The 15,297-nt window shown below is 71.3% G+C and carries 18 protein-coding genes and 1 tRNA gene; 8 read left to right on the top strand and 11 right to left on the bottom strand.

Features of this window, described 5'->3' with window-relative positions; all coding sequences use genetic code 11:
- Positions 1-54: 54 nt before the first annotated feature.
- Positions 55-126, bottom strand: a tRNA-Arg gene (locus ACGFI1_RS16065).
- Positions 127-251: 125 nt separating this feature from the next.
- On the opposite strand from ACGFI1_RS16065, the gene ACGFI1_RS16060 reads away from it, so the two are divergent.
- Together ACGFI1_RS16060 and ACGFI1_RS16055 are read left to right on the top strand one after the other, a co-directional pair.
- On the top strand, positions 252-614 hold the full coding sequence (locus ACGFI1_RS16060) for a response regulator transcription factor (RefSeq protein WP_138635947.1): 363 nt from the start codon (positions 252-254) through the stop codon (positions 612-614).
- A 112-nt stretch (positions 615-726) separates the two neighbouring features.
- Positions 727-1,623: a tyrosine-type recombinase/integrase gene (locus tag ACGFI1_RS16055; protein WP_392785935.1), complete on the top strand. Its 897-nt coding sequence runs from the start codon at positions 727-729 to the stop codon at positions 1,621-1,623.
- 77 nt (positions 1,624-1,700) lie between these two features.
- Here ACGFI1_RS16055 and ACGFI1_RS16050 read toward each other — a convergent pair whose 3' ends face one another.
- From ACGFI1_RS16050 to ACGFI1_RS16015, 8 genes are all read right to left on the bottom strand, one after another.
- Positions 1,701-2,057 (bottom strand): hypothetical protein, encoded by a 357-nt coding sequence (locus ACGFI1_RS16050; protein WP_392785933.1) that lies wholly within the window; start codon positions 2,055-2,057, stop codon positions 1,701-1,703.
- Positions 2,054-2,956, bottom strand: coding sequence for a phage major capsid protein (locus ACGFI1_RS16045; protein ID WP_392785931.1), 903 nt, complete (start codon positions 2,954-2,956; stop codon positions 2,054-2,056). The genes ACGFI1_RS16050 and ACGFI1_RS16045 overlap by 4 nt, the downstream gene beginning before the upstream one ends.
- Before the next feature lie 186 nt (positions 2,957-3,142).
- On the bottom strand, positions 3,143-3,673 hold the full coding sequence (locus tag ACGFI1_RS16040) for a hypothetical protein (protein WP_392785930.1): 531 nt from the start codon (positions 3,671-3,673) through the stop codon (positions 3,143-3,145).
- Positions 3,670-4,002 carry a hypothetical protein gene (locus ACGFI1_RS16035; RefSeq protein WP_392785928.1) on the bottom strand — a complete coding sequence of 111 codons (333 nt, stop codon included), beginning with the start codon at positions 4,000-4,002 and terminating at the stop codon, positions 3,670-3,672. The genes ACGFI1_RS16040 and ACGFI1_RS16035 overlap by 4 nt, the downstream gene beginning before the upstream one ends.
- A 277-nt stretch (positions 4,003-4,279) precedes the next feature.
- Positions 4,280-5,818, bottom strand: a complete 1,539-nt coding sequence (locus tag ACGFI1_RS16030) for an AAA family ATPase (RefSeq protein WP_392785926.1) — start codon at positions 5,816-5,818, stop codon at positions 4,280-4,282.
- Positions 5,819-5,914: 96 nt separating this feature from the next.
- Positions 5,915-6,187: a hypothetical protein gene (locus ACGFI1_RS16025; RefSeq protein ID WP_392785925.1), complete on the bottom strand. Its 273-nt coding sequence runs from the start codon at positions 6,185-6,187 to the stop codon at positions 5,915-5,917.
- Positions 6,188-6,554: 367 nt separating this feature from the next.
- The gene (locus ACGFI1_RS16020) at positions 6,555-6,764 is read right to left on the bottom strand and encodes a hypothetical protein (RefSeq protein WP_392785923.1); all 210 of its coding nucleotides are present in this window, start codon (positions 6,762-6,764) and stop codon (positions 6,555-6,557) included.
- The gene (locus ACGFI1_RS16015) at positions 6,761-7,051 is read right to left on the bottom strand and encodes a hypothetical protein (protein WP_392785921.1); all 291 of its coding nucleotides are present in this window, start codon (positions 7,049-7,051) and stop codon (positions 6,761-6,763) included. Before ACGFI1_RS16015 ends, ACGFI1_RS16020 begins: the two co-directional genes overlap by 4 nt.
- Before the next feature lie 192 nt (positions 7,052-7,243).
- On the opposite strand from ACGFI1_RS16015, the gene ACGFI1_RS16010 reads away from it, so the two are divergent.
- Entirely contained in the window at positions 7,244-8,449 is a 1,206-nt protein-coding gene (locus tag ACGFI1_RS16010) for a helix-turn-helix domain-containing protein (RefSeq protein ID WP_392785919.1), read from the top strand.
- 33 nt (positions 8,450-8,482) lie between these two features.
- On the opposite strand, the gene ACGFI1_RS16005 is transcribed toward ACGFI1_RS16010, so the two are convergent.
- Both ACGFI1_RS16005 and ACGFI1_RS16000 read right to left on the bottom strand, forming a co-directional pair.
- Positions 8,483-8,689, bottom strand: a complete 207-nt coding sequence (locus ACGFI1_RS16005; RefSeq protein WP_392785918.1) for an Rmf/CrpP fold protein — start codon at positions 8,687-8,689, stop codon at positions 8,483-8,485.
- The gene (locus ACGFI1_RS16000) at positions 8,686-9,357 is read right to left on the bottom strand and encodes a hypothetical protein (protein WP_392785916.1); all 672 of its coding nucleotides are present in this window, start codon (positions 9,355-9,357) and stop codon (positions 8,686-8,688) included. Before ACGFI1_RS16000 ends, ACGFI1_RS16005 begins: the two co-directional genes overlap by 4 nt.
- Positions 9,358-9,549: 192 nt before the next feature.
- Between ACGFI1_RS16000 and ACGFI1_RS15995 the strand changes: the two genes are divergently transcribed.
- The 5 genes from ACGFI1_RS15995 (at position 9,550) to thrB (ending at position 14,971) form a co-directional block, all read left to right on the top strand.
- Positions 9,550-10,179, top strand: coding sequence for a hypothetical protein (locus tag ACGFI1_RS15995; protein WP_392785915.1), 630 nt, complete (start codon positions 9,550-9,552; stop codon positions 10,177-10,179).
- Positions 10,176-11,567 carry a diaminopimelate decarboxylase gene (gene lysA, locus ACGFI1_RS15990; protein ID WP_301176232.1) on the top strand — a complete coding sequence of 464 codons (1,392 nt, stop codon included), beginning with the start codon at positions 10,176-10,178 and terminating at the stop codon, positions 11,565-11,567. Before ACGFI1_RS15995 ends, lysA begins: the two co-directional genes overlap by 4 nt.
- Complete coding sequence (locus tag ACGFI1_RS15985; protein WP_240807426.1) at positions 11,564-12,868, top strand: homoserine dehydrogenase; 1,305 nt, start codon at positions 11,564-11,566, stop codon at positions 12,866-12,868. The genes lysA and ACGFI1_RS15985 overlap by 4 nt, the downstream gene beginning before the upstream one ends.
- 93 nt (positions 12,869-12,961) lie before the next feature.
- On the top strand, positions 12,962-14,029 hold the full coding sequence (thrC, locus tag ACGFI1_RS15980; protein ID WP_138635945.1) for a threonine synthase: 1,068 nt from the start codon (positions 12,962-12,964) through the stop codon (positions 14,027-14,029).
- A complete protein-coding gene (thrB, locus tag ACGFI1_RS15975; RefSeq protein ID WP_392785913.1) occupies positions 14,030-14,971 on the top strand; it encodes a homoserine kinase in 942 nt (313 codons plus the stop codon).
- Positions 14,972-15,297: the final 326 nt, after the last annotated feature.

Raw genomic sequence — 15,297 nt, 5'->3', positions numbered from 1 at the left:
CCCAGTGCCTGGCTAAGTGCCTGGTCAACCGGGGTTTTTCGAGATCATCTGAGGTGCCCCCTGCAGGATTCGAACCTGCGCACACGGCTCCGGAGGCCGTTGCTCTATCCCCTGAGCTAAGGGGGCCCTGCGCCGTTGGTGGCGCGGTAGAAGGCTACCAGGGTTGGCGGGGTGGCGTGCACGTGGGATTTCGCCGTGCGTGCGGGGGAGGAGTGGGCTAACTTCGAGCCGTGACCGAGCCACTGGGACGCGTGCTGGTCGTCGACGATGACGAGGTGATCCGCCAGCTCATCGCCGTGAACCTGCAACTGGAGGGGTTCGAGGTGTCGACCGCGGTGGACGGTCAGGACTGCCTGGAGAAGGTGGGCGAGGTCCGGCCGGACGTGATCACGCTGGACGTGATGATGCCGCGGCTGGACGGGTGGGTGACCGCGGTGAAGCTGCGGGAGGACCCCGGGACCGCGCACATCCGGGTCGTGATGATCACTGCGCGGGCGCAGGAGCACGATGTGCGGCGGGGGCACGAGATCGGTGTCGACGCGTACGTGACCAAGCCGTTCGACCCGAACCAGCTGATCCAGACGGTGCGGAAACTCGCTGCGGTGTCCAGATAGTGGTCGGATTGTTTGACTGACCACCGGCGCGAAACCTGCCGTCTACCTGCGGATTTTGCCGTTCGCTGGCGCAAGCTTGCCAAGCGCAGCGCTCAAAGTCAAGATATCAGGCATGACCCGAGACGACCTCACCGTCCTCATGGACTCTTGGCTGTTGGCGCTACGCGCCGAACGCAAGAGCGACCGCACCATCACCACCTACGCCGACGGCATGCGCGCGTTCCTGCGCTGGGCCGGCGACACCGACCGCGCTGAGCCCCAGCTCGACCCCTCCACCGTCAACGCCTTCACGGCGGCCCTGCTCGACCAGGGCGCCGAGGGCACGACCGCGCGATCCCGGCAACTCGCCGTCCGGCGGTTCTCGGCGTGGCTCGCCGAGGAGGGCGAGATCGACGCCGACCTCATCGCCCACTTGAAGCCGCCCAAGCTGGACACCAAAGTCGTGCCGGAGCTCGACGAGGACCAGGTCCGCGCGCTCATCAAGGCGTGCCAGGGGCGAGAGTTCGTCGACCGCCGCGACGAGGCCATGGTCCGCTTCATGCTGGAGACCCTCTCCCGTATCGGTGAGGTCATCGCCATGGGCGTTGACGACGTCGACTTGAAGGCCGGTCTCGCCGTCGTGCGGCGCGGCAAGGGCGGCAAGGGCCGCCGCGTCCCGTTCGGTCCGCAGACCGGCCGCGCCCTCGACCGGTACCTACGCGCGCGGCGGGGTCACAAGCTCGCTGAGACGGGCGCTCTGTGGCTCGGAGACCGGAACAAGACTCTCGGCTACCCCGGCGCCCGTAAGGCGCTCCTGGGCCGTGCCAGGGCCGCGGGGATCGAGGACTTCCACCCCCACATCCTGCGGCACACCGGGTCCGGCCGATGGCTCGGCGCCGGCGGCTCCGAGACCGGACTCATGGCCGTGGCCGGGTGGTCCAACCGGGCGATGATCGAGCGCTACTCCAAAGCGACCTCGGAGAAGCGGGCGGCCGAAGAGGCGCGGCGGCTCAACCTCGGCGACCTGTAGGCCGATACGTCGCGGCCCCAGTGCGGCCCTGGCAGGGGCGAACCGCACCGGGGCCGCAACATCCCCAGGAGGAGGCTCTACGTGTCGGACGGCTGGGGAAGTTCCCCACTGCCCTGCATGGCCGTGCGGACGGCACCGACCGTCTTATGGTCGCAGCCCACGACGTTCGCGACCGTTCGGTCCGACCGGTCGTGATCGGTCTTGAGCTCGTCGCGGATCCGGGCCCGGACGTTCGCCCGGTGGTGCCGGACGGCCGGCCCGTCCGGGGCGGGCGGGGCCTGGCCGCCGTCGACGGGCACGACCCATCCCCACGAGATCCACTTGCGGGCAAGAACAGGCTCGAGCTCGATCTCGGCCCCAGCCCGCCGCACCGGGCCGCCCTCGATGGGCACGACCTGGCGGCCCTCGGCGACCCGCACGCGGATGGTGCTCACGCCGGGATCACACCCTCGATGCGGACGACCGCGTCCGGGTTGGGCACGACGAGGTCGGCGCGCAGCGTGACGCGGACGGCGGTGCGGTCGGAGGAGAACGCGGCCGAGGTGTCCACCTGGATATCGGCGTCGTTGCGGATCACCGCGCACACCTGGTCCGCCTGGTAGACGTAGACGCTGTTCGCCGTGGTGGCGGTGCCGTGGGTCTCGTCGGTCGCGAGCTGCGACGTGAGGTGGACGGGGACGCCGTAGATGCTGCGGCGCGGACCCTCGGTCGGGGAGCCGGCCCCATCGGTGATGACCGGCTTGTTGCTACCGGTCGCCTCCTTGATCTTCGTGATGGCGCGCCAGTTGCGCGGGTGCATCACGATCGCGGTGCCCTCGGCGTTCTTCTCGGCGAGCATCCCCAGCGCGTCGGCGAACGGGTCGAGGTTGGTCAGGGCGGCCCCGTTCGCGCCCATGTCGATCGTCTGGATGCCCGATTGGTTCTTGAGTCCGCGGATCTCCGGTGCGGTGCCAGAGCCCTCGTAAAACGCCTTGTCGAGCTTGAGCGCGACGGAGCGGGCGAGGTTGGTCGACAGCACGCTCTGGGCGTCCGGGTTGGAGTCGGCAACGAGCTCGTTGGAGGCGTACACCAGCGCGGCCAGCTTGCGCGGGACCGCGGTGACGGTGTCGGCGTTCGGGTCCGTCGGGGTGATCTCGGCGCCCTCGGCGGTCCAGTTCGCGACGGCGTCGGCCAGGACGCGGGGAACGGCGAGCCGCGCGGCGCTGGTGTCGATCCGCCGGAACCCGGAGTTCAGCCCTACCGACATGGCTGCGAGGCGGTCGAAGAAGTAGGCGGCGGCTTCGGTGGGGGCGAAGGATCCACCGGCGGTGCCAGTGGTGGTCAGCCAAGTCATGACAGGGGTCTCCCATGGTCACGTTCGGAACGGGTGGTGATGTCGTTCCGGCGTCGGCCACGGGCCGGGCGTCCGGGCGCCCACGGGGCGCGGTTCCGGGTCAGTAGGCGGTGCCCCTACCCACGGAGTAGGGGCCGCCGGGTGCGACCCTGCCCTTGAGGATAGCGGGGCGCCCGGACGGCGGGTCTACCGGCGGAAGATGTCGCCCATGTCGGGGTGGTGCTTGGGGAGGGGCGATCCGCCCATGGGGGCGCCGCTGGTGGGCGGGATAGCTCGGAGGTAGCCGCGCTCCTTGACCACCTCGGCGGCCGCGGCCTTGACCTTCTCTGCGTTGACGGTGCCGTCGTCGTCGAGGTAGTCGGCGATGTCGTCCCCGCGGAAGACGAACAGGTCCTCCCCGTTGCTGAGATCGTTGCTCGCGATGCGGAGGACCTCGGCGCGGCGCATGGCGGTGAGTTGGGTGCGGAGCGTGTCGCGTTCGGCCTGTGTCTCCCGGAGCTGGGTGCGGTAGCGGGCGGCCTCCCGGTTCGCCTTGCCGCCGGCCTTGTCGTCGGCGTCGCGCTTGGCTGCGCTGTCGTCGACCTGGTCGGCCTTCGGCGTCTGGTCGGGCCCGGTGTCCGGGGTGGTGTCGGTGGTGGGCTCAGCGGCCGGTTCAGGGGCGGCGGTGGGGGTGTCCGCTGTCTCGGCAGGGGGCGCGGTGGTGGTCTCGGCGGTCATCGTGTTCCTTTCCTGGGGTTCTGCATGAGCTGGTCGAGCTTCTTGCCCAGCTGTTCGGCCGTGGCCTTCGCGCGGCGCGCCTTCGACGTGGCGTTGCTGGCGCGGGTCGCGAAGTCGTGGAGCAGGTCCGCGACCTCGTCGGAGATCCGCATGCCGGTCACGCGGGCGGCCGGGTCCTCGTCGCGGGCAAGGTCGGTGAGCGCGGTCCGTAGGCGGGTCGCGCCGAAGTCGTACCGGTCCTTGCCCTCCCACCCGCAGCGGCGGCCCTTCCGTTGCAGCGGTACGCCGTTCTCGTCGACGGTGGCCGGCGGGGTGGTGGTGTCGGTCATCGGGTCTGGTCTCCTCTCACGCGTACGCGCGTAGGCATGGCTGTGCCTGTGCGCGCGGAGCCGCGACCGAGCGCGGTCGCGGCTCGTCTGCTGTCCGGGGGCGAGGGCTCGTCGTCCGTCCTGTCCCCCTCTATAGAGAGGGGGACGGGGACAGGTCGCCGCGGTTGCCCTGGGGTGCTGTCCCCGACCTGTCCCCAACCTGTCCGGGACAGGTTGGCAACGCCGTGACGTGCGGGAACACGGGTCGGCGCGGTGACCTGTCCCGGACAGGTGGCGGTCATTGGTCGGAAACCTGTCCCCGACCTGTCCCGGACAGGTCGACGGTGTCGGCGGCGACGTTGCCGCGTTCTCGCCGGACCTTGAGGGCGGCGGCGAGGACCTCGTTACGGACCTTGTAGGCGTTCGCGCGGAGGACCTCGGCGGCGCGGTCCCGTCCCCATCCGGGCGGGACGTCGCACTCGTCGAGCTTGGCGACGCACGCCCGGACGTCCGGGGTGAGGACGTCGGTCGGCTTCGGCTCGGCGTGCTCGTGCCGTAGCGGGTTGGTACGGCGGGTCAGCTCGACGAGGTCGGGGCCGCGGCCTGTGCGGGACTTCTTGCGCTCCAGCCGTAGGCGGCCGTTGCTCTTGACGGTGAGGAGCCACAGCACGTCGACGTTGTCGACCTTGCTCGATCCGCCACGAGGGCCGCGCCCGAGCTCCTTGCCCGCGTGGTCGATCGCGATGACGGTCACGCCCTTGCGGCGTAGCGGCACGATCGCGAGGTTGTACGCCTCCGTGTGCGTCGATGGGGATGCCTCGTCGCCGGCGAGGAACTTGGACCAGGTGTCGAGGACGATCACGTCCGGCCGGAGGTTGTTGGCGAGGGCGTGGAGCTTGGCGGCGCCTTCGGGGGTGTCGAGGGCGGTCACGGGCGGGAAGCTGAGGTACTCCAAGCCGGCCGGGTTGGGCCCGTGGTGACCCATGTCGCGGCGGCGCTTCTTGACCTCGGGGACGGGGTTCTCGTGGTCGAGGTAGAGCACGCGGGCGCCGCCCGCGGCGAGGCGGAACGCGTGGTCTTGGGCGAGCAGGCTCTTTCCGATGCCTGCGGGCCCGTAGATGCTGGCGAACTGGCCGCGCTCGACGAGAGGCTCGATCAGCCACGTTGCGGGGGCCTCCTCGGCGTCCCAATCGATCGCGCCATGCGTCTCCTGTAGGGATCGTTCGGTGACGATGCCCAGGGCGGGGAGCGGGTCGTGTCCCCCGGCGAAGCAGATGACGCGGAGTTGGCCGAACTGCCGCTTCGAGCGTGCGGGCTCGCAGGCTTCCACGAACACCTCAAGACGGTGTTCGGTGTCGCCCTCTCCCAGACAGGTCGGGCACTGAGCGCGTACGGCCATGTCTCCCCAGCCGTCGGGTTCGGGGTCGAGTCGGGGGAGGTCGTGGGCGAGGTTCTTGGCTCGGATGACGTTCCATACGCGGTGGAAGTCGCGGCGGCCTCTGTCGATTGCGTCCATGAGCTTGGTCCTTACGTCCAGCTCGGCGCCGATCGCGTACAGGACGTGTCGCCCTGCCGCGCAGTAGACCCCGGCGCTTCCCCACGGTCCGGAGGAGATGACGAGCTCGCCCGGCGTGCCGTTGGCGGCGCACAGCGGGCACACGCTGATGCAGTTGCACGCCGGCGCGTCCGTGTCGAGTTCGACGAGGTATCCGCGGGCCGCGAGTGCGGCGGCGAGCTGGGTGAATTCGGCGACGCCTTGCGGGCTGTAGCCGTGTTCGGGTGGAGGGGTTGCGATGTGGCGACCGGTCGCGGCCGGGTCGTCTACCATCAGTGGCATCCGTTCTTTCCTTCCTGTCGCGGGTGAGGGGTGCGGGTTGTGTCGGCGGCGGCCTGGTCGGGCGAGGACCAGGCCGTTCGCGCGTTTGGGGGTAGGTCAGGCGGCGGGGGTGCGCTTGCTGCGGGCCCGTTCGGCGCGGGCGCGGGCGGACGCGAGGGCGAGGCGCTTGAAGTAGGCCTTGCGGGCGTGTTCGGCGCGGCGGGCGCGTTCGGCGGGGTCGAGGATGCCGTCGGGGTCGACCTGCTTCTCGAAGCGGTCGAGGAACGCCTTGCGGGCGGGCGCGGTCATCTCGACGGGGTCTTCGTTGGCGAGACGGGCGTTAGCGGCGATGGACGCGCGCAGCGAACGTTGTGCCGGGGTTAGAGACACGGCGCTTTCTCCCGAGAAAAGCGAACGCCGAGCGCCACGGCGAATGTCTTTCTATTCGCGGTGTCGCTCGGCGTGCCGTGTCCTCAGGGCGAAGGAGAGGTAATCCTCGATCCTCCATACGACCGATTTACCAGGCGGAACGGCGGCCGGGTCGTGATGGGTTGGGGGTGAGGCGAAACGTTGGAGCGCCGGGCCTGGTTGCTACTCGGAGTTCAGTTATTCCGACGATCATAGCCGACGCTGCGCTAATGCGCGGGCCACGGCCCCGGGCCCGTGTCGCGCGTCACGGGGGCACCGGGGCCGTGGCGTTTGGAGGGGCGGCGCGGCCGGGAGTTGGGCGGGTCCTCGACCGTCGCGCCGCCCCGGTCTAGGCGATCTGCTCGGCCACGTACAGCGGCGGGTCCTCGACCTCGGGCGGGATGGTGAAGGTCCGGGCGTTCCCCTCTGGCGTCCGGGCCCGCCACGTCCCGCCGCCCATGTCGATGATCGTTGCCGCGATCCGGCCGTCCTGCTCCAAGAACCACACGCCGGCCTTCTCAATGAGCAGGTAGCCGCGGACCTCGACGGGCGCGGTCATGGCGTCCACCTCCGCGCCGCCATGACCGCCTCACCGAGCCGGGCGGGCGTCGGCGCCTCGACGAGCCGGACGCCGTCGACGAGGGCCCACCATTCGCGGGTGTGGAACCCGAACCACGCCATCACCCCGTACCGCTCGCGGAGCTCGGCGACCTCGGCGCGCTGGATGGGGGTGACGTCGATCCGGGCCGTGTCCTCGACCACCACCGGCCGCCGGGGTCTGTTCGGCGGCGCGGCGGGGCGCGCTTCCGGGGCAAGTGCGTGCGTCGGGTTCGGTACGGTTTCCATAGCCGGACCTCGTTTCCGGTCAGGCCCCGGGTAGCGGTGTTCGCCCACCGTCCGGGGCCGTCTTCGTGTCTGGTGACACCTTTCGCTCTCCACTCGACCCCGCCGGGCGTTAGCTTGGAAGGTGCTGCCTGCTGCCTCCCCGGCCAGGCAGCGCCAGACAGCAGGTCAACCCGGGGCGAAACGGGTGAGGCGATGACCTTCGGTGAGGAACTCCGCCGGCTCATGACCGAGCGCGGCATCAGCCAACGGAAGCTCGCGGCGCTCGTGCCCTGCAACGACGGGTACGTGTCCCGGGTCGCCCGCGATCTCAAGGCCCCGTCACCGGGGATGGCGGCCCGCTTCGATGAGATCCTCGACGCTGGCGGGCGCCTCGCCGCGCTCCTCCCCCCGCCCCCGCTTCACCCGGTCGCCGCTGTGCCGTTCGATGACGAGATCGAGGCGTTGGAGCTGGTGCGCCGCGTCGCCGCGAGCGACGTCGGAGACGACACCCTCACCGCGCTGGAAATGACCGTGGACGACATGGCGTCCGCCTACCCGAAGACCCCGCCGGGCGAGTTGCTGACGCGCGTCAGGCGGCACCTCAGCCACGTTTCGGCGCTCATGGACGCCCGCATGACCCTCGCCGAGCGCCGCCGCTTGATCGTCGTCGGAGGGTGGCTGTCGCTGCTCGCCGCAACCTGCAACATCGACCTCGGGCAGCTCCCGGCCGCCGCCGCCCGGCTCCGCACCGCCGCGCAGCTCGCCGAGCACGCCGACCATCCCGAGATCCTCGCGTGGACACTGGAGACCCGCGCCTGGCAGCGCCTCACCGATGGCGAGTACGGCGAGGCGGTCACGCTCGCCCGTGGCGCGCAGGAGATCGCGCCGCGCGGCAGCTCGGCGTACATCCAGGCGACCGCGCAGGAGGGGCGCGCGTGGGCCAGGGTCGGCGCCGCCCCGGAAACACGGGATGCCCTGGCGCGCGTCGAGCGGCTTGTTGAGCCTCTCCCGATGCCGGACCGTCCCGAGCACCATTACCGGTACGACCCGGCCAAGAGCGACGCCTACACCGCGACCACGCTCGCATGGGTCGGGGACCCCGCCGCCGCTCCGTATGCGCGGGGGGTGCTGGCACGGTTGGAGCAGCCGTCCACCGGCCCGGCCCGGCCCCGGCGGGCAGCGTCGGCGCGGCTCGACCTGGCGCTTGCGCTGCTGGCCGCTGATCAGCCGGACGAGGCCGCGCACACGGCGTTGGAGGCGGTCACGAGCGGGCGGTTGGTGCCGTCGAACTACTGGCGCGCGGCCGAGGTGATCGCCGCTGTGGAGGCACGCAACGTCCCCGCGAGCGAGTTGAACGAGGCGTACCGGGAACTGTGCGCGCGGCCCGGGAACGGCGTCGAGGGCCCCGCCGGCGCGTGACCGGAACGGGGGCCCTCGACGAGGCCGGGCGGGCTATCCGCTGTAGTCGATGTTCGCCGGGTTCTCCCGGTCGTACCCGCGTAGCCAGAGACGCGCCTGCGCGCGCTCGACGGCCGTCGACCCGTCCGGGTCGTACGGGCACGCCGTGACCGGGCGCCGCTCGCGTCCGGCCGCCCGTCCGGCGATGTAGGCACGAAGCATGGGCAGCGCGGCGGCGAAGTCGCCCGGCTGTCGCGTCACGACGCGTCGCCCGTGTCGCCCTCGGCGGCGCGGGCTGCGGCGATGGCCTGCTTGGCGTTCGCCGTCGCTACGGCGATGGCGTCGACCGCGGCGAACACGTCGCCGTCGAGGCCGACCGCATCGGCGAGCCGGTCGTGAGCGTCCGCGACGGCGTCGAGCGCGTCGGCGACACCGGTCCGGCCCTCGGCGCGGTTCGCGTCCGCCTGCTGCTGGACGGCGGGCCCGCGGTCGGCGAGGTACAGGATGTTGTCGACGGTCCGCCGGGCCCGCGCGTCCTTGTCGTCCCGGCCGTCCGCGTCCGGCGCAGGGACGTCGCCCTCGTCGTCGTCTGTGCCGTCGTAGTCGAGGCGGACGGCGTCCATCCAGCCGGCGCCCGCGTCGCACCGGGCCCGCGCCTGCTCGTCGGTGACGTACCCGGCGGCCGGGTTCTCGGCGAGCTTCTCCCGCAGGTACTCCAGGTCGCCGGAGACGTCGCCGGCGCGGTCCCGCTGGAGCATGCCGCGCAGGATCACCACCAGGTGCAGGACCCGCTCGCCCAGGATCCTCGTGCGGGTCTCCGCGTGGGCGACGGTCGCCGCGTACGGGATGTCGAGCGCCTCCAGCACGACGGCGACGACGGCGCGGGTTTCGGCCGACAGGCCGGTCGGGTGGGTAGGCTCCGTTGCCATGGGGTTGACCTCCTGGGGTCGGTTCCTAGGCCCCGGCCGGCGGTGAGGTCGCCGTGTCGGGGCCGGCCTATGTAGCGCCGAGGTGACATCTCAGTGAGACATATTCGGCGGGTGGCGCTCGTCCGCGACCTGCAAATCCCCAGGTGTAGCGCAGCGTTGGGTCTCGAATAGTGGTCGGATAGTCTCACCAGGGTGACTCCAGGCGATGCCCTCGTGCGGGCGGTGCGGGACGCCGTGGCGGACGGGGAGATCGATGTCGCCGTGCCGGAGAGCGTCGTGGTCTTCGGGCGGGGGCGCGGGGTGTTCGAGAGTCCGGTGGCGCTGCGGCTCGGTGTTGATCCCGAGGTGATCGCGCGGCGGGTCGGGGGCGTCGTCCGCGGTGGGTTCGTCCGGGTCGTCCTGGCGGCGGGGGAGCTGGTGGAGCAGATCCTGGGTGATCCTCGTTACGGGGTCGCCGCGCGGGTGCCGGGGGGTGTGTGGGACGAGTGGCCCCGGACGTTTGAGAATCCGGGGTTCTCGGTTCGCCTTGCTTACGCGCGGGCCTGCTGGGTCGAGCGGTGGGGCGAGAGCGCGCCGTTTCGGGGCGGGGCGCTGGAGTCCGAGCTCGTGTGGGCCATGGGGGACGTGCCCGGGCGGGCGGAGCAGGCGGAGCGGGAACGGGATGCCAGGCCGCTGATGTTGTGTTTGGAGAGAGTGGCCGAGGCGTACCACGAGGTGCATGAGCGCCGTCCTGAGGGACGGGCGGGTTTGGCGCGGGCGGTGAAGGTCGTCCTCGGCAACGGGCTGAACATGATCGGTGAGACCCCTAGAGAGCGGATATGAGTCGAGTACACCCTGCTGGGCCGAGGCATGCCGATGTGCTGCCGGAGGACCATCCTGCCGGGCCTGCGGAGGATCTGAACGCCCTGGAGCCCGCTGTGTGGCCGCGCGGCGCCCGCCGGGAGGACGGTGTCCTGACGGTCGGCGGTGTCGACGTGCGGGACCTGGCCAAGGAGTACGGGACGCCTCTGTACGTCTATGACGAGGAGGACGTGCGGAGCCGGGCCAGGGAGTACGCGGCGGCGTTCCATGACGGGGACGTCCACTACGCGGGCAAGGCCTTCCTGTGTACCGCGGTCGCGCGGTGGCTGAAGGAGGAGGGCCTGGGGCTCGACGTGTGCAGTGGGGGTGAGCTCGCCGTTGCCCTTGCGGCGGACTTCCCTACCGAGCGCATCACCCTGCATGGAAGCAACAAGGCCAAGTGGGAGCTGGAGCAGGCCCTTGAGGCCGGCGTCGGACGGATCGTGCTGGATTCGTTCGAGGAGATAGCGCGGCTGGGGTATCTCGCCCAGGAGATGGGTGTCCGCCCCAAGGTGATGGTGCGCGTGACCACGGGTGTCGAGGCGCACACCCATGAGTTCATCGCGACCGCCCATGACGACCAGAAGTTCGGGTTCTCGCGCAGTTCGGGGGCCGCGCTGGAGGCCGTCCGGCGGGTTCTGGAGCTGAAGCAGCTGGAGCTGGTGGGGCTGCACAGCCACATCGGGTCGCAGATCTTCGAGGTGGACGGGTTCGAGGTCGCCGCGCACCGGCTGGCGGAGCTGCTGGTCGCGATCCGGGACGAGCACGGGATCGAGCTTCCGGAGCTCGACCTCGGCGGCGGTTACGGGATCGCGTACGTGCCGGGCGAGGAGCCGCACGACCCCAAGTCGATCGCGGACGGGCTCAGGGACATCGTGGCCCGCGAGTGCAGGGCGTACGGCCTGGCGATGCCGCGGCTGACCGTGGAGCCGGGACGGGCGATCATCGGGCCGGGCGGCGTCACGGTGTACGAGGTCGGCACGGTGAAGGACGTCGAGGGCCTGCGCACGTACGTGTCGGTCGACGGCGGCATGAGCGACAACCTGCGCACCGCGCTGTACGGCGCCGAGTACACCGGCGTGCTGGCGAGCAGGTCGTCGGATGCGGCGCCCATGCTCAGTAGGCTTGTCGGCAAGCACTGCGAGAGCGGCGACATTGTGGTGCGGGACCTGTGGTTCCCCGAAGATCTTGCGGCGGGGGACCTGGTGGCGGTGGCGGCGACCGGTGCGTACTGTCGGTCGATGGCCAGCAACTACAACCACGTCCCGAAGCCCGCCGTCGTGGCGGTGAGGGACGGCAGGTCGCGCGTGATCGTCCGCCGGGAGAGCGCGGCGGACCTGCTGCGGCTCGATGCGGAGGTCGAAGCGTGAAACCCGGACTGCGCGTGGCGCTGCTCGGATGCGGGGTGGTCGGCACGGAGGTCGTCCGGCTGCTGATCGAGCAGGCCGACGATCTGGCCGCGCGCGTGGGGACGCCGCTGGAACTCGCCGGGATCGCCGTGCGCAGGCCGGACCGGGTGCGCGAGGGCGTGCCCAGGGAGCTGCTGACGACGGACGCCCAGGGCCTGGTGACCAGGGACGACGTCGACATCGTCATCGAGGTCATCGGCGGCATCGAGCCGGCCAGGACGCTGATGCTGGAGGCGATGAAGTCCGGCAAGTCGGTGATCACGGCGAACAAGGCGCTGCTGGCCGAGGACGGCGCGACGCTGTTCGCGGCGGCCCGCGAGTACGGCGCCGACCTGTACTACGAGGCGTCCGTGGCGGGCGCGATCCCGCTGCTGCGGCCGCTGCGCGACTCGCTGGTCGGCGACCACGTGCACCGGGTGCTCGGCATCGTGAACGGCACCACGAACTACATCCTCGACCAGATGGACACGCACGGCGCCGGGTTCAACGACGCGCTGGAGGAGGCGCAGGCGCTCGGCTACGCGGAGGCCGATCCGACGGCCGACGTGGAGGGTTTCGACGCGGCGGCCAAGGCGGCGATCCTGGCGCAGCTGGCGTTCCACACGCCCGTGACGGCGGCGGACGTCCATCGTGAGGGCATCACCGAGGTGAGCGCCGCCGATGTGGCGGGCGCCAAGGGGATGGACTGCGTCGTCAAGCTCCTGGCCATCTGCGAGCGCATCCCTTCGACGGACGGCCGGAACGGCCGCGGTGTGTCCGTTCGCGTGTATCCGGCGATGATTCCCAGGTCCCACCCGCTGGCGAGTGTGCGCGAGGCGTACAACGCGGTGTTCGTGGAGGCCGAGTCCGCCGGATCGCTGATGTTCTATGGCGCGGGTGCCGGTGGTGCTCCGACGGCGTCCGCGATCCTGGGCGACCTTGTCGCGGTGGCGCGGAACGTGGCCGGCGGTACACCGGGCCCTGTCGAGGTGACGTACGCGAAGCTTCCCGTACTGCCGATGGGCGAGACCGTCACCCGCTACTACATCCAGGTGGACGTGACCGACGAGGCCGGTGTCCTCGCCACGGTCGCGGAGGAGTTCGCCAGGCACGGGGTGTCGATCCAGGCCGTCCGGCAGGTCGGGCTGGGCGAGGAGGCCCAGCTCGTCGTGGTGACGCACCGGGCACCGGACGCGGCCCTCACCGCGACGGTGGAGGGCCTGCGCGGGCTTGAGATCGTCCGGGCCGTGACCAGCGTGATGCGGGTCGAAGGCGAGGAGTGACGCCCCAGGTGAGGCCCGGTGACCGGGCCGCGAAGCGGTACGGGCGATCCCGGTAGACTCCGGGCAACATCCCAGGTCATTCAGGAGACCGACGTGAACCCGAACGCCCGCGCGTGGCGTGGCCTTATCGAGGAGTACCGCGACCGGCTGCCGGTGTCGGACCGGACCCCGGTCGTGACGCTGCTGGAGGGCGGCACCCCGCTGGTGCCCGCGCACCGGCTGTCCCAGCTGACCGGCTGCGAGGTGTTCCTCAAGGTCGAGGGCGCCAACCCGACCGGTTCGTTCAAGGACCGCGGCATGACGATGGCGATCAGCAAGGCCGCCGAGGACGGCGCCAAGGCGGTGATCTGCGCGTCCACCGGCAACACCTCGGCGTCCGCCGCCGCGTACGCGGTGCGGGCCGGGATGACCTGCGCGGTCCTCGTCCCGCAGGGCAAGATCGCGATGGGCAAGCTGGCGCAGGCGCTGGTGCACGGCGCGCGGCTCCTGCAGGTGGACGGCAACTTCGACGACTGCCTCGAACTGGCGCGCAAGCTGTCGGTCGACTACCCGGTGGCGCTGGTCAACTCGGTCAACAAGTACCGGCTGCAGGGCCAGAAGACGGCGGCGTTCGAGATCGTGGACGCGCTCGGCGACGCCCCCGACGTGCACTGCCTGCCCGTCGGCAACGCGGGCAACATCTCCGCGTACTGGATGGGCTACCGGGAGTACGCCGCCGACGGGGAGGCGTCGAAGACGCCGCGCATGCTGGGCTTCCAGGCCAGCGGGGCGGCGCCGTTCGTGAAGGGCGAGCCCGTCCTGAAGCCGCAGACGATCGCGACCGCGATCCGGATCGGCAACCCCGCCTCCTGGGACCTGGCCGTCGCCGCGCGCGACGAGTCGGGCGGCGCGATCGACTCGGTCACCGACCGGCAGATCCTCGCCGCGTACCGGCTGCTCGCCCGGGAGGAGGGCGTCTTCGTGGAGCCCGCCTCCGCAGCGAGCGTCGCGGGCCTGCTGCAGGCGAGCGAGCAGGGCGTCGTCGCCCCGGGCGCGAAGGTCGTCTGCACGGTCACCGGCAACGGCCTCAAGGACCCCGACTGGGCCATCTCCGGCGCCCCCGCGCCGACCACCATCAAGGTGGACGCGCACTCCGCCGCCTCCGAACTCGGCCTCACCTAAGTGGGCTGGACGGAAGGCCCGGTGCTGGTGCGGACGCCCGCGACCAGCGCGAACCTGGGCCCCGGCTTCGACTCGCTCGGCCTCGCGCTCGCCCTGCACGACGAGGTCGAGGTCGAGCTGACCGGCGGCGGGGTGGCCATCGAGGTGGACGGCGAGGGCGCGGAGGTCGCCGACCGCGGCGAGCGGCACCTCATCGTGAAGGTGCTGCGCCGCACCCTCGACGTCCTCGATGACCTGGCCGGATCCGGCCCGTCCCGGCCGCCGGGGGTCCGGCTGCGCTGCCGCAACGCGATCCCGCACAGCCGGGGGCTCGGCTCGTCGTCCGCCGCGATCGTGGCGGCGATCGTCGCGGCCCGCGCGCTGCACCCGGCGGGGGCGCTGCTCGACGACGACGCCGCGCTGCGGCTCGCCACCGAGATCGAGGGGCATCCCGACAACGTCGCGCCGTGCCTCGCGGGCGGCCTGACCGTCGCCTGGACGACGCCGGCCGGCCCGCGGCTGGTCCGGCTGGAATCGCAGGTCACCGAGGTCGTCGCGATCGTCCCCGAGCAGCGGCTGGCGACCGAGCGGGCCCGCGGGCTGCTGCCGGAGGCCGTCCCGCACGGCGACGCGGCGGCGAACGCCGGCCGGGCCGCGCTGCTGGTCGCGGCGCTCACCGCGGGAATGGCCGAGGACGTCCTGCTGGACGCGACCGAGGACCGGCTCCACCAGGACTACCGCGCGCCCGCCATGCCGGAGTCCGCCGCACTGGTCAAGACGTTGCGGGACGCGGGCGTCCCGGCGGTGATTTCCGGGGCCGGTCCGACTGTCCTGGCCTTCACAAACGCATCACGAGTTGATTCAGTAGTCCCCGAAGTGGGTAAAGGCTGGCACATACACCCGTTGGACGTCGCGACCCGCGGCGCTCGCGTCATGACCGGAGAACACGAGGTCCGGGCCTGATCGCGGCGTCGGGGGCGGGGCCTTCGCGGCGCTCCGGCCGGTGCAGGTTCCGGCACGATCCCGCTAGGTAAAATGCGAAGACATCGACCTCTGGGGAATAGCTGTGTGCCCTGGTGATGTTAGGCTGAATGCCGCACCAGATGCCCCGTTCGGGGCAGCGTGCTCGTCAGCCGCGCGTCGCCTGTTCGACCCTCCGGTCGTTTCGGTCCCGCGTACCAGGCTCCCCGACACCGTGATATCCCGTTGTCAGGCATTCCAGCGCAACAACTCAGGACGTGGCGGTACCGGGGACACGCACGAGCGGAACGTCCCGTCCACCATCTGGC

This window comes from Actinomadura geliboluensis (genome assembly GCF_043197915.1).
Lineage (GTDB): Bacteria > Actinomycetota > Actinomycetes > Streptosporangiales > Streptosporangiaceae > Spirillospora > Spirillospora geliboluensis.
The sequence above is the reverse complement of the archived record's forward strand: the minus strand, read 5'-3'. Positions and strand labels throughout refer to the sequence as shown.